This is a genomic window from Paenibacillus sp. N22P23, from assembly GCF_059383735.1.
Genome location: NZ_JBXENT010000001.1, coordinates 1239188 through 1252998, shown reverse-complemented (window position 1 = coordinate 1252998; position 13811 = coordinate 1239188). Strand labels below are relative to the sequence as shown.

The following is a 13811-nucleotide window of genomic DNA, read 5'->3' as shown; positions in this document are numbered from 1 at the left end:
AATCTATGATGTTTTTATTTTATTCTGGAAGTAAGAGATTTGATTGAGCCAAAATAATAAAAAAACTAAAACTAGAGTCTTGCTAGGAGAGGTGGGCTCAGAAAAAATGATGATTAAGTGTGGTATGGTTAAAGAGGCTGATTACAAAAACTATGTTTGACATGACCACAAAAAAGTAGGAGTGATATGAATGGAGCAGCAGCTATATAAACCAGTCATTGCGAGTGAATGGAAAGTCTTATTCAAGCCGGAAAAAACGGGTTGTTATGTGAATGATCATACCCTGATTCGAGCTCGACATGGTGCGTGGCACGTGATTGGAATAACGGCACCGACATCCCAGATCAATCCAGAACATGAACGATATTTTACGCATGGTTGGGGCAACAGGTTGGACCAACCTTTTACTTCCGAAAAGAAGACGATCGACCATGGAACCCGGGCATGGGCGCCTGGCGCGATCGCCTATAAGAATCGATATTATATGTATTACGGCCCTGCTCCAACCAAGATGGCAGTCTCACCGGATCTTGATCATTGGATGAATCACGAGGTTCAGCTGATCGGGAATCCGATTGACTCTTGCCATCGCGACCATATGGTCATCCAGATTAACGATTATACTTGGGCTATGTATGTCACCGGAATAGACGAAGAGGGCTTCGGCTGCATCTCGGTATTGGTATCTAATGATCTGATCAGCTGGAGATTTGTGCAGTATGCATTGACAACCTCCGGTGCTGGAGCATTAAAGCCGGGGTGGGGGGCGACAGAGTCTCCGTGCGTTGTGCGATATCATGATTACTATTATTTGTTTATTACATATACCAATTGCAGTGATGACACTTACAACCAAACCCTTGTGCTTCGTTCCCCGAACCCTTATGATTTCGGGGATTTCAACGGTGAACCTGACAATCCACTCATCGTTGCTAAGTTGTTTGGACATGCCTCTGAGGTTGTGTTCGACGCGGATACGGACTCTTGGTATATCACAACGTGCGGCTGGCCGGGCAAAGGGATCCCGCATGAAGGAGCGGTTTCAATTGCGCGGTTGGAGTGGCAGTTGGATTGATGAAACAATAATAGGAAGGAAGCCGGTCACGCAGCAATATCCCTCTTCGTGAATACGAGCCAAGAAACCAGATTAAACACGATGAAGTACACACTCAATACAACGATGGAAAAAGAAACGGTCATCCCTTCTTGAAAAGGGGAGCCGGATAGATACGGAGTCAGATCGATATTCGCAAACAAAATGTACTTGCTCCAGGCATAGGGTCGGGAAAATTCCGTAGCAATTGTACCGGCAAACATAGAAAAGATAGAGAAACCTATGGCCATCGCGCTGCTGCGAAACGCAGCCGAAATCATGAAGGCGATGGTAACAAACATAATCGTCGATACCCCCTTAAGCAAGTACATTTGCATGAGGTTGGCGACCATGTTCCACTCCGCAACAGTTCCATCAGCCTTTACCTTTATCAAGGGCAAGTCGATATGCCTAAATCCATATAGCATCCCGTTGATCAAGACAGATACGATAAACAGTATGATCAGGAGCGTGATCCCGAATAGAATCATGGACACATATTTAGACAGAAGAATTTTTAGTCGGCTGTTTGGTCGAATCATAAGCAGCTTAATCGTGCCGGAGGAGAACTCGCCTGCCATGCTGTCTCCTGCCACAATAACGGTAAATAGCGTAACCAAAATGACAAAGTTCGTCGATATATTTATCCCTGTCCACATCGTGCCATCGACCGGCCGGATATCGTGTTTAAGTTGATACTCGTAGATGGCGACCCTCTCTTCAATGATGCTTCGATTTTCCTCGTTCAGGTTCGGCTTCTGCAGAGCTTTCAGTTGGGCTTGTTTCTCCTCGGCAACACGTTCCTGCCAAGTGCCGTTCTTCGGATCATTGCTGTAGTCATTCCACGCCGCGAAGTTCACAAAGCCAAGAATAAGGATCATTACTCCGATCATAATCCATGTTCGGGTTCGGCGGTACAACTTCATATTTTCGTTCAGTAACAGACTACCCAATTTGTCCACCTCCGGTCATCTCCAAGAATCGATCCTCCAAGGATTGACGCTGCACTTGTACTCCGTAGACTCTGACACCTTGACTCATCAGATCCATCAGGATATCCGGTATTCGTTCCTTCTCAGTCACAATCTCCAGCCCTTCCGGAACAGGCTTCACATCCTTCACATGTTCAATCGCCTTCATTGCTTCAAGTGCGCGATCGACCGGCTTCGCTTCAATGGTGTAGGTTTGCGCCTGGTTCTCTGATTGAATAAACTCTTGTATCGGCTTTACATCAACCAGCTTGCCCTGTTGGAGGATAGCAACTCGGTCGCACATCAGCTCCATCTCAGACAATAAATGGCTGGAGACAATGACTGTAATTCCTTCCGTACGGGTCAAGAGGCGCAAATAATCGCGAAGCTCGCGAATGCCAGCCGGATCGAGCCCATTGGTCGGCTCGTCCAGAATGAGCAGCGACGGACGATGCAACAGCGCTTGCGCTATGCCTAATCGCTGACGCATACCAAGAGAATACTTCTTCACCTTTTCACGAATCCGATTGTCCAGCTTAACGAGGCTGACCACTTCATCGATGCGTTCCTTGGTCACGCCTGGCACCATCCTCGCATAATGAACGAGATTGTGATAGCCGCTCAAATACTTGTACATTTCCGGATTTTCTACGATGGCTCCAACATGGCGGATCGCTTGCTCGAACTCGCTTTTAATATTTTTCCCCTTAATGAGGATATCGCCCTCGGTAATGGACATTAAGCCTACCATCATGCGAATGGTGGTCGTCTTGCCTGCCCCGTTAGGCCCCAAAAATCCGAAAATTTCTCCCTGCGGAACATCGAACGTGAGATTATCAATGATCGTGGAACGGCCGATTCGTTTTGTCACTTGACGCAAGCTGATAATAGGTTCATTGCTCATGAGAGTTCTCCTTGTGGATGCGCTTCAGCAACTCTACTGGCGAACTGGGCAACCAACATGAATACGAATCAAGTTTCATAAGAGCACCTCGCTGATTATTGTTGATTTGATTTTAGTACAATTAATATTGATTTACAATAAATAATTATTAAATATGAATATATTATTGTTGTTAAGTGTTCACAGCTCTGACTAAATGGTCATTTATTGTGTCATGGATTGATAGACATGAACTCTCGCACCCGCTCGTACACTGTAGTAATGAGCTTGTACGATGACAAACTGTCGTGGAGGGATAATGATGAAAATAACGTCCGGCGGGTTCGAAGCCGTCTATCACGGCCGAATACTCGCCTACGATATGAATCCGATCGAAATTGTGTTATCGGAAGAGAACGATCCGCTGACGTTCGTGTTCTGCATTGAACATGAATCGGAACGAGACGACTTCATGACGGATATCCGGTTGGTCCGTTACAATGAAGTCCGCATCGCCTGTGTCAATTTTCCGCGAGGCAAGCCAATCAGCAATCAAGATATGATCCAACTCGGCGTATTGAATAACCGCAAACTATCTTTGCGTTACGAAGTGACCATCAATTACGATGCGACTTCCTGGGCACTGGCCTTCACGTTCTTCTCAGGCGAGGGGGTCGGGCCGACATGAACAAAATCGAAATTCAGGATCCACGGGTAGCCAGCAAGATCATAGCGGCGGACGCGGAGAATAATAAGCGCAAAGCGGAGCTTGGCTTCCTCGGCAAATTCTTCGGCTCGGGAGAGAATGTGCGCCTGTATATTGTCGGCACGATTACGCTCGGCATTCTTCTCATCGCGCTGGTTTACACGCTGATCCCCGACCAATATCGTTCGCCCGACTTCGGCTTGAAGGAAATGTGGACACTTGTGGTGCTTCCAGTCGAATCGACGATTATCGGTTATTTGATCGGATCGAAATCGAAGGAAAGCGGAGGTTAGTTACACAACGCCTGCAGTCACGTTAATCAAGCATTCAAAATTGGGATCGGACGGTGATGAAGTGTGAAGCAAAACATGCGGATAGCCTTAGGTCAAATGCAAGAGCTGACTCATGAAACAATGACTTTTGCCAAGCAATTAGGCGTTACGAGTGTTCAACTCAACACCCCAAATCTACCCGGAGAATACTGCTTTGCTTACGAAGATTTATATGCTTTAAAGAAAACTTGCGACGACAATGGATTGTTCTTGGAATCCATTGAAAATGTCCCCATTCGCTTCTACGATAAAATCATGCTCGGATTGCCCGGCAGAGACGAGCAAATCGAGAACTATTGCACCATAATCCGTCATTTAGGGAGTGTTGGGATCCCGATACTCGGTCACCATTTTATGCCGAACTTTGTTTGGAGGACATCTTCAGAGCCTGGGCGGGGTGGAGCCTTGTGTACTGCTTTCGATCTTGAGGTTGCGGCGAACGGCGTCAACCAGGTTAAGTATGCGTCAAACCGAGAAGTGAGAATACCTGACGAAGCGGTCATGTGGGACAACTATGCTTATTTCTTAAAAGCGGTGATTCCTGTAGCTGAACAATCAGGTGTGCGGCTTGCGCTGCATCCTGATGACCCGCCGGTTGCAATGCTTGACGGAACGGCTAGAATTTTTTATAAAGTGGAGAATTTCAAGAAAGCAGAGGCTTTAGCCAATAGCGATGCGTGGGGATTGAATCTGTGCCTTGGCTGCTGTTCGGAGATGGTCTACGGAGCCGCTAATGTCATGGAAATGATACGATATTTCGGGCCGAGAAATAAAATATGTTATGTACATTTTCGAGATGTTCAGGGCACGATGCCGAAGTTTCAAGAGTGCTTCCTAGGAGAAGGAAACTATCATCCTGCAGAAGTATTGCGGGAACTGAAGCGATCGGGATTTACTGGTTTCTTAATGGACGATCACGTGCCCAGCGTTATTAATGATTCTGCATGGGGCCATCGCGCGCGTGCGCATGCCGTGGGGTATATGCAAGGTCTGTTGAATGCGTTAGAGCTTCTGGAACATTAAGTTTCAATGATTGGGTGACAAAAACATAGATGCTTGAGAAGCCGCTAATTGCGGCTTTTTTCATTTTAGCCAGGCAAAGCTGATGTTATGATTTATTGAAGACGGAGGATAGTTGAATGAACTTCTCGAATACCTCAAAGATAAAGCAGCGCATGATAGGGGGATACGATGAAAACATTTATGATACACGCTATGATGGGAAACATGGATCCAAATAACGCATTCTCAAGGTAAAGGGAATCACATTTGCCAAGATGAATGAAATCGGAATTATTTATCCTTCAAACAGAACAACTAATTGCTCTATGGCAAGGGTTAATGAAAAACTTGGTTGGAGGGAGTACGATAGTGAAATTCGCATGCAAAAGGTAATAAATTCTCAGTACCGGATGCTTTAGCGGATAAGTCACTACAATAAGAATCGTTTTTGATAAAATAATAATTAAAGGGATTAGCAACAATAGATTAAAAAGGGAAATGCCATAGGCGTTTGGAGGAAAGAAATGCAGCTCATCGACAAAACGAAAGTTCAGCAATTTATAGATATCCTTATCGATAGGGATTTATATATCCATCTCGAGATGACAACGGGAGCTTACGCCGCGCATCTGGATCGTACGAAACATCCGGCGGCAACCTTTATTTCAAACGCCGTTATTCGTTATTCCCACGGCTCGATTTCCGGGGACGGCCCTTATCGCGTCGGCTTGAAAACGGAGCAAGGTTGGGTTTATTCCGAGGGGCTTACCCACTATGAAGAGACGGATTCCGAAAGGCTCATCCTTGCGGGTCACGATACTGCGGGAAAACTCGTCGTGGCGTTGCAATTGAGCCGGGTACCATTCTAAGGTAAAGGGAGATTTAAACAAATATGGAACAAAACATCCTAGTTGTGCTTCCGCATCCGGACGACGAAGCATTCAGCGTGTCAGGAACGCTTGCCATGCATCTCGAGCAAGGAGCATCGAAAGTCACTTACGCTTGTTTGACTTTAGGAGAAATGGGCCGCAACATGGGAATACCACCTTTCGCCAACCGGGTCACTTTACCCGACATACGCAAGCTAGAACTGGAAGCTTCTTGTCGTGCCATTGGCATCCAAGATATCAGAATGCTTGGTTTTCACGATAAAATGATCGAATTCGAGGATACAGCGAAGTTAGACGGAAGCATTGAAGCGCTCATGAAAGAGCTGAATCCTTCATTGGTCATTACTTTCCACCCGACACTGAGCGTTCATCCCGATCACAACGCATGCGGGGCGGCGGTAATCCGAACGATTGGCAGAATGCCTGCCGACCGTAGGCCGACTGTGCATTGCTTGGCATTCGCCAACAATCACGAACAAGAAATCGGTAAGCCTGATATCATTAATGACGTTAAGGGTTTCCTGAAACAGAAGATGGCGTCTATTCAAGCACATAAGTCCCAGTTCCAAGCCGCCGAATTGTTAGGCAACAAGAAATTATCTGATGCGGAAATCCAGGCGCGCTTCGGAACGGAACGATTCTGGACGTATCGATTCTCATAAAGCCATATTAAGCAGATTTCCGGGGGCAACTGCTCCTTGTTTCTTTGAACGGGCAGTTTAGTTTACTAGCATGGCAAATGTATCATACGGCCAAAAGTTATTTATTACGGAATTAGCGGGAAGCTATGATGCATATTAAATTCAATCCACTTATCCAATTCTTTTTTACTGAAATAATACTTACCTTCATAACGGAACGAAGGAATGAAATACAGTTCGTTATACGAAGGTAGACCGATTAACTCATCTTTAACTAACTTATCATCCTCAATCATTTGTTTAAGCGCATTGCTATCCATATTCAAATATCGAGCCGCTTCTTTTAACCCCACCATACCTTGTTCTTCGTGTACTGTATCCTTCGAAACATAAGACGTAAACATAAACAAAGAACCTATTAGTACAATAAAATAAATAACTTTTGTATTTTTCGTCACATCCCAAGCCCCTTTTAAATGTGCTCACTTACTTCTCCGTCCAATATAATGAGTACATATAAAGATGAAGATAAGATAAGATTAAGCTGAAATATAGTTTTATTTCTCTTACGAGTAGGCTTCTTAATCGCATGTTATGAAGGTGACTTCGCCTTCTTGACATGTTTTTTTGTGCTGTACATAGATCTTCATCTCATCTTTATATCGGTTCGATTTCTTCTTTACACGTTACGATTACAATAAGCCAATGAAAGCATCATGAATATCAACTTTGAAATAAAAGGAGCCTCATCATTGTCTAGAACTTATTGGCATCATCACTTGGCCGTCCTCACGACACTATCATTGGCGTTGACAGGCTGCTCACATATTCTCGCTGCCAATGCGCCAAAAGTAAGCCCGTTGGTTTCAAGCGCCGATTCAAAGGAAGTCGCTGGAGCCTTAATTGGCGAAGTTGAAGTAATTCATGCGGACTCGGTCTCTGAAGATGATTCCGTTTCCGTCCTCGTGAACAAACGGTATGCGCTGTCCGCCACCAATGCTCCGGACGATTTGGTTAAGATTTCAGTGCCAACCGTCCTCGATAACCCCGAAGTGAACCAGCTTCGCGAGGAGTCGGCCGAAGCGCTTGCATCCATGTTTGCCGCAGCAACAGAGGCGGGTATCAAGCTCTATGCCCGATCCGGCTACCGCTCTTACCGGACGCAAGAAGCGCTTTATGCCGGCTACTCCGCCAAACACGGCGAAGATGAGGCAAACCGATTCAGTGCTAAGGCTGGACAGAGTGAGCATCAGACTGGCCTTGCGATGGATATCACGAGCGAGAGCGTCTCTCTCGGTTTGTCGGAAGACTTCGGCAAAACCGACGAAGGCATCTGGGTTAGCGCGCATGCGCACGAGTACGGCTTCATCATCCGGTATCCCAAAGACCAAGAAGCGATAACAGGCTATATGTATGAACCCTGGCATATCCGTTACCTTGGCGTGAAGCTTGCGACAAAAGTTCTCGAGAGCGGCTTGACCTATGAAGCTTATCTTGAATCAGACGAGGATGGCAGCCGATGATTAAACAACTTCGAAATTGCAAGAGAAGTCTTACCGCTGTCCTCATTATGGCTGTGTTTTCTGCTTGCGCAGGCTGCACGTCACCAAACGTGAGTCCGTCACCTGTTGAATCCTCGCCGGCAAAGTCGATCGGTTCGGAAAATCCACACGACCCAGACACTACGATTACACTCGCTGCCGTCGGCGACATTATGTTCCACGATACCCAGCTGAAGAGCGGTTATGACGAGGCATCAAGCTCATATAACTTCAAGCCCGTTTTCGAAGACGTGAGACCGATTCTCCAAGCAGCCGATCTCGCGGTCGCCAACTTCGAGACGACGACGGGGGGGACGGACGATTATGCTTACATGGGATACCCAAGGTTCAATTCGCCCGACGAGACGATCGATGCCTTGAAGTATGCCGGCTTTGATCTCCTTTCCACCGCCAACAACCATAGCCTTGATACAGGGCGGAATGGGATCATCCGGACGCTTGAACAAATACAGAAACGCGGTCTCGATACGATCGGCACTTATGCGAATAAACCCGAGACAAGAGTACTCATGAAGAACGTGAAAGGCATCAAACTTGCGTTCCTTTCTTACACAGAGAGCACGAATGGCCTGGGGTCGAGTCTTTCACTCGAAGAACTTGATTCAATGATTAATGTGGTTAATAAAGACAAGATCAAGCAAGATATCGCTTACGCCCAGTCTCAGCAGGCGGATGCGATCATCGCGTTTATGCATTGGGGTGTCGAATATCAACGAGAGCCTTCATCCGTTCAGCGCGAGCTTGCATCATGGATGGCGGCCGCTGGAGTTGACATCATTCTGGGCAGCCATCCTCATGTAATCCAGCCAACCGAGTGGATTGAGTCAGGTCGTGAGCAGGGGACTTTTGTCGTGTACTCGATGGGAAACTTCATCTCGAATCAGCGAACAGAGACGCTCGATAACCCATATACCGAAGATGGCGTCATCCTGCAATTCCATTTCAGCAAAAATCAGGGGACGGGGTTGACTAAGGTCGAGCAAGTCGAATATGTACCTACTTGGGTTTACCGGGAAGAGGATACAGAACTTTCCACCTACAGGTACAAAGTTCTTCCTGTCGAATCGAATGTGAACCTGGACATTTGGGCTGCCCAAAACAAATCGAGAATGCGGCGCTCATACGAATCGACGATGGCACAGATGGAAGAGGGTTCAAGTAGTTCGGAACGAATCGAAGATGACGATTGATAGGGATATTTAATGAAATGTGTAAAAATTAAAGGCAGCACGAATGGCTGCGTGTACATGAGATTGACTTCTTCTGTCTCCAAGTCAGCAATGCTGCCGGTCTTTATTCGGGAGGCTCTGAACGTGCTTTTTTCCAGTTATGTTAAATGGATTGGGCCGAGACGGGATCAATTGATCTTCAGCAAATAAAACATGTCTAGGGCCCTAAATCCACCTACATAATTGATTAATCTGACCGAAGTAGGCCGGAAGCAACTTGCGATGAGTGCCCCTACATCTGGATACGTCAGAATTAAGGAAAGGGAAGTGCTGCAAGTTGCAGGTCAGATCTTAGAACCGGATAAAAGCAATCGTCGTTTTTTTCGTAAAGGAGAATGGCGAAAAGGAACACATCATCTTCATGTATATGAATTAACCAGTGCTGAATGGGAAAATAATCTTTTATTCCGTGATTACCTCAGAGTCCATCCCGAGAAAGTATTAGAATATGCCGAACTTAAAAAGCATCTTGCATCCATATATCCAGAAGATAGGGCGGCATATACCCAAATGAAAGCACCATTCATTCAATCGGTTATAGAATTAGCAAAGAAAAATCATTAAGCTAACGGGCACGATAGCACAACGAAGAAGAACAGGTAGTTGAATAAACAGTTGAATAAACAAGAAGATACGGCTGATATTAGATACAAATGAAGTTGAAATAACAATATTTAAAAAATACGCCTGTGAAAGGCGTATTTTTTTGTATTAAACAAATTTTTACCAACTGGGAAGAAGCCTTTAATTCGAATATTAACAGTGGCGGCGAGCATTTTTAATCAAAACAGATGTTTCTAAAGCGAATGATTGTCGGATGGGAAGAACTTGATCTCATTCCCGCGAAAGCTTGGAAATCGCATTAATGATCGAAGGAAGGAAGCAAGCAAGATATGACCGGCCCCACTTCGTTAGAAGAGGGTCAGAAAAATGATTACATTAAAAGCTTCGATAATCGCAGCTTTTTTAGAATTAAAACAACGTTCTTTCATTCATTAAAACAAATATATTCTATTAAAAAAATGAAGTATTTGATACACTGGATTTAGTCATTTTTTCCCAATACAAAAGTACCAAACCTGGTATCCACATAGGGAGTATTTTGTCACAAGCACTTTTAAGATTTCATGCGAAGTATAAGAAGGGGGCATTCAAATGAGAATAGGTTTATTGCATTTGAGCGATATTCACATGACCTTAGGAGATAATAGTGTTATATCAAAGTACACAAATATTATACCGGCTATACAAGAGCATTTGTTTGAAGTGGATGCAGTATATGTGATTATTTCTGGTGATAGTGCTTACTCGGGAATTGAAGGTGAATACGTAAAGGTCATAAAAATGTTGAAACATATCGAAAATCAAATTGTCGAATTGAAAAAAATCAAGCCACGTTTCGTTGTTATTCCCGGAAACCATGATTGCGATTTTAATGACACCGCCATTAGAGATTTGTTAATACAGAGCGTGAAGGAGCAGAAAGTTCCAAAGCTAAGAACTGTGTACAACGAACTTTGCAAGCCTCAAAAATTCTATGATATCTTTCGAGACTGCATCGAGGAAGAATATAATGATTCCATAATTTATAAAGATCAATTATTTAGAAGGTACGAATTTCAACATAATGAGTATACATTTTGCTTCAATTGCTTCAACTCCCCATGGTTTTCTCAAATTCACGAAAATCCTAGTGAAATTTACTTTCCAATTCAAGAATATGAGGATGAATTATCGAAATATAAAGGTGATTTTACGCTTTCCTTGATTCATCATCCTTACAATTGGTTTTTTCCCAACAATAATCGAGAAATATGGAAATCGTTCGAAAACCATTCGGATTTTATTTTAACTGGTCACGAACATGTTCCAACAGGAACCAAAAAAGAAGATATGCGGGGCAATATTGTTTATAGTTTTGAAGGCGGAGCCTTACAGGAGAATAAAAACAATAAAGTTAGTAATTTTAATTTCTTTATCATTGATCTTGATCAAAAAAAATACTCTTATTTTAATTATGATTGGCGAAACAATATCTATTCAGCTATCGTAAGTCAAAGTGATGCAATATTGCAGCGTGGCATTCAGAAAAGTAAAAATGAATTTGTTTTTTCTTTAGAATTTCAGAAATATTTGGACGATCCCGGCATTAGTGTGAATCATCCCCGAAAGGCGAACGTAACTTTGGATGATATATACATATATCCAGATGCTAAAGTTGTTAACTTAAAGGGAAAAGTTGAAAAATCAGACGAGAAAATATCTTTGGAGAAGCTGTTATATATTCATGATGGTTTCCATATTTTTTTAGTTGGAGCCGAAAAATCTGGAAAATCAGCTTATGCAAAAATGGTGACAAAAAGTTATTATAGTAATGGCTTTGTTCCGGTTGTTATAAATGGACAAGCTATAAGGGAAAACGGCATCGTCGAATTTAATAAAGTTTTGAATAGGTCATTCGTGCAACAATATTCATCAAATATGCTAGATAATTTTAAACAGCTAGACAACCGAAAAAAAGTCGTGATAATCGATGATCTTGAAAAGGCGAAGGTTAACAGGGGTACTATTGAAGCTTTGCTAAGGGTTATTACAGAGGCTTATGTGAATGTTATAATTATTGGTAATGAAATAATGAAGTTTTCTGATTGGTTGTCAGATGAGGAATCAGGTGATCCGCTAGAAAAATATGATAAATATGATATTTCATCTTTAGGTCATTACAAAAGATCGCAAATGATTAATCGTTGGAATACTCTTGGACAAGCTCATACGATAACTGACAAAGAGTTGATGGAAAAGAATGACGTGTTAACTCGAGATATCAATACGGTCATTGGTAATAATGTTGTGCCATCATATCCCTTTTTCATTTTAATTTTAATGCAATCTGCGGAAAGTGATATCCCTCATAACAATCAGCATTCTTCTTATGGATATTATTATGAATTATTAATTACGCAATCATTTATGAAAAACAATTTAAAGCATAATGAAATTGATGCGTTTTATAATTATGCGACTGAATTGGCCTTTTACTTTTTTAAAAATGACATATTCGAGATTTCTGAATCGGAATTTGAGAAGAAATTCGACACCTGGTATCGTGAAGAATATGCGATTAGAGATGAGTTTAAAAAAAACGTTGAGAAGATGCTTGATTCGAATATAATCGATAAAAAGCACGATGCTTTTGTGTTTAAATATAATTATATTTACTACTATTTTGTCGCTAGATATTTCTCAAGAAATATCTCCGACGAAAACATAAAATCGAGAATATCTGAAATGTGCAAAAGAGTCCATGTTGAGGAATATTCGAATATTTTGATGTTTTTAACCCATCTTTCGAAAGATGCGTTTATCTTGTTTGAAATACTAAATCAAGCAGGAGAGATTTTCAAAGAATTCGAACCTGCAAAGCTCGAAAACGATATCGAATCGTTAAATAAACTTGCTATTGAAATGCCAAGACTAGTTTATAAAGATATGGAAGTAAAAAAACATCGTGAAGATAAGCTAATTGCGATGGATGAGATGGAGCATTCTCAGAAAGAAGCGTCAGCCGATAGAGAAACGGCAATAGAGGAAGAGAGAAAGAGAAAAACTCTTCCCGCAGAAACCATGGAATTAATGTCAAAATTGAACGTTGCTTATAAAACGGTTGAGATTCTTGGGCAAATTTTAAAAAATTATTACGGTTCAATTAAGGCAACCGAGAAATATTTTCTTGCAGAAGAAGCATATAAGCTTGGTTTAAGGACTTTAAATACCTTCATTACCTTCGTAACTGTAAATGTTGATGGTTTGAACGAAAAGATTCAAAGACACATTGAACAGCAAGGGAATACGGCCAACAGAGACGAGATATTAGATAAGGTTGGAAAGCTTCTGTTTAGTCTAAGTTGTGCTATTTCCTATACATTAATTAAAAAAGTTTCTGATTCAGTTGGTTCGGAAAATTTATATGACACTTTTGAAGATGTGTCATATAAAAATCCTTTTATGTCTGTAAAATTAATTGAAATGTCAATTAAATTAGATCAATCGAGGTCACTATCTTATAATGATGTACGTGATTTAAAGGATGCTACAGAAGGGAATGTTTTAGCAAGAAGCCTTTTAGGTTTGTTGGTGATTGATCATTTTTATATGTTTGACACTAATTATCAAATGAAACAACGTATATGTGGATTACTTGGAATTTCAATGGATCAAGTGAGGGCTATAGATATCAAATCCACCCAAAAGAAAAATCGATAGGGAATAAGGGACTGTCGAATACGTCACACAAATAAAAAAAAGTTGGAGGGAAACATAAGGCAGTTTCCCTCCAATTTTTTTGTGGAACTGCTACTGTAGGAAAATAAGTAGCGAAAATTCGGATCAGTAGCGGACTTTTTTTGTTATTGGACAATGTTCTTGTCAATTGGCGATGACATGAACATTTACCGATTCCCGACGAAATGACCGAATAGGGATTTTTATTTCAAAATTGTCGG

Annotated in this window: 13 protein-coding genes; 10 read left to right on the top strand and 3 right to left on the bottom strand. The window is 42.4% G+C overall.

Annotation, left to right across the window (positions count from 1 at the left end; genetic code table 11):
• Positions 1–190 precede the first annotated feature (190 nt).
• The gene (locus AC506A_RS06000; protein WP_495460059.1) at positions 191–1075 is read left to right on the top strand and encodes a hypothetical protein; all 885 of its coding nucleotides are present in this window, start codon (positions 191–193) and stop codon (positions 1073–1075) included.
• 26 nt (positions 1076–1101) lie between these two features.
• Here AC506A_RS06000 and AC506A_RS05995 read toward each other — a convergent pair whose 3' ends face one another.
• A complete protein-coding gene (locus AC506A_RS05995) occupies positions 1102–2046 on the bottom strand; it encodes an ABC transporter permease (RefSeq protein ID WP_495460058.1) in 945 nt (314 codons plus the stop codon).
• On the bottom strand, positions 2039–2968 hold the full coding sequence (locus AC506A_RS05990; protein WP_495460057.1) for an ABC transporter ATP-binding protein: 930 nt from the start codon (positions 2966–2968) through the stop codon (positions 2039–2041). Before AC506A_RS05990 ends, AC506A_RS05995 begins: the two co-directional genes overlap by 8 nt.
• A 298-nt stretch (positions 2969–3266) precedes the next feature.
• Between AC506A_RS05990 and AC506A_RS05985 the strand changes: the two genes are divergently transcribed.
• The 5 genes from AC506A_RS05985 to bshB2 all read left to right on the top strand — a co-directional run bounded on the left by AC506A_RS05985 (position 3267) and on the right by bshB2 (position 6539).
• Positions 3267–3635 carry a DUF6864 domain-containing function gene (locus tag AC506A_RS05985; RefSeq protein ID WP_495460056.1) on the top strand — a complete coding sequence of 123 codons (369 nt, stop codon included), beginning with the start codon at positions 3267–3269 and terminating at the stop codon, positions 3633–3635.
• Positions 3632–3946, top strand: a complete 315-nt coding sequence (locus AC506A_RS05980; protein ID WP_495460055.1) for a hypothetical protein — start codon at positions 3632–3634, stop codon at positions 3944–3946. Before AC506A_RS05985 ends, AC506A_RS05980 begins: the two co-directional genes overlap by 4 nt.
• 63 nt (positions 3947–4009) lie before the next feature.
• Positions 4010–5008, top strand: coding sequence for a mannonate dehydratase (locus AC506A_RS05975; protein WP_495460054.1), 999 nt, complete (start codon positions 4010–4012; stop codon positions 5006–5008).
• 503 nt (positions 5009–5511) lie between these two features.
• Positions 5512–5856 (top strand): YojF family protein, encoded by a 345-nt coding sequence (locus tag AC506A_RS05970; RefSeq protein WP_495460053.1) that lies wholly within the window; start codon positions 5512–5514, stop codon positions 5854–5856.
• 23 nt (positions 5857–5879) lie between these two features.
• Positions 5880–6539 (top strand): bacillithiol biosynthesis deacetylase BshB2, encoded by a 660-nt coding sequence (bshB2, locus tag AC506A_RS05965; RefSeq protein WP_495460052.1) that lies wholly within the window; start codon positions 5880–5882, stop codon positions 6537–6539.
• A 104-nt stretch (positions 6540–6643) separates the two neighbouring features.
• On the opposite strand, the gene AC506A_RS05960 is transcribed toward bshB2, so the two are convergent.
• Complete coding sequence (locus tag AC506A_RS05960; RefSeq protein ID WP_495460051.1) at positions 6644–6976, bottom strand: helix-turn-helix domain-containing protein; 333 nt, start codon at positions 6974–6976, stop codon at positions 6644–6646.
• A gap of 294 nt (positions 6977–7270) precedes the next feature.
• Here AC506A_RS05960 and AC506A_RS05955 point away from each other — a divergent pair, with 294 nt between their 5' ends.
• The 4 genes from AC506A_RS05955 (at position 7271) to AC506A_RS05940 (ending at position 13572) form a co-directional block, all read left to right on the top strand.
• A complete protein-coding gene (locus tag AC506A_RS05955) occupies positions 7271–8041 on the top strand; it encodes a M15 family metallopeptidase (RefSeq protein WP_495460050.1) in 771 nt (256 codons plus the stop codon).
• Positions 8038–9270, top strand: a complete 1233-nt coding sequence (locus AC506A_RS05950; RefSeq protein ID WP_495460049.1) for a CapA family protein — start codon at positions 8038–8040, stop codon at positions 9268–9270. Before AC506A_RS05955 ends, AC506A_RS05950 begins: the two co-directional genes overlap by 4 nt.
• Before the next feature lie 261 nt (positions 9271–9531).
• Complete coding sequence (locus AC506A_RS05945) at positions 9532–9873, top strand: GrpB family protein (protein ID WP_495460048.1); 342 nt, start codon at positions 9532–9534, stop codon at positions 9871–9873.
• Between the two features lie 591 nt (positions 9874–10464).
• Positions 10465–13572, top strand: coding sequence for an anti-phage protein (locus tag AC506A_RS05940; protein ID WP_495460047.1), 3108 nt, complete (start codon positions 10465–10467; stop codon positions 13570–13572).
• The last annotated feature ends 239 nt before the right edge of the window (positions 13573–13811 follow it).

What these genes read in the sequence shown, in the direction of transcription:
- AC506A_RS06000 (WP_495460059.1), top strand. Translation starts at nt 191, where the DNA reads ATGGAGCAGCAGCTATATAAACCAGTCATTGCGAGTGAATGGAAAGTC.
- AC506A_RS05990 (WP_495460057.1), bottom strand. Translation starts at nt 2,968, where the DNA reads ATGAGCAATGAACCTATTATCAGCTTGCGTCAAGTGACAAAACGAATC.
- AC506A_RS05985 (WP_495460056.1), top strand. Translation starts at nt 3,267, where the DNA reads ATGATGAAAATAACGTCCGGCGGGTTCGAAGCCGTCTATCACGGCCGA.
- AC506A_RS05980 (WP_495460055.1), top strand. Translation starts at nt 3,632, where the DNA reads ATGAACAAAATCGAAATTCAGGATCCACGGGTAGCCAGCAAGATCATA.
- AC506A_RS05970 (WP_495460053.1), top strand. Translation starts at nt 5,512, where the DNA reads ATGCAGCTCATCGACAAAACGAAAGTTCAGCAATTTATAGATATCCTT.
- bshB2 (WP_495460052.1), top strand. Translation starts at nt 5,880, where the DNA reads ATGGAACAAAACATCCTAGTTGTGCTTCCGCATCCGGACGACGAAGCA.
- AC506A_RS05950 (WP_495460049.1), top strand. Translation starts at nt 8,038, where the DNA reads ATGATTAAACAACTTCGAAATTGCAAGAGAAGTCTTACCGCTGTCCTC.
- AC506A_RS05945 (WP_495460048.1), top strand. Translation starts at nt 9,532, where the DNA reads ATGAGTGCCCCTACATCTGGATACGTCAGAATTAAGGAAAGGGAAGTG.
- AC506A_RS05940 (WP_495460047.1), top strand. Translation starts at nt 10,465, where the DNA reads ATGAGAATAGGTTTATTGCATTTGAGCGATATTCACATGACCTTAGGA.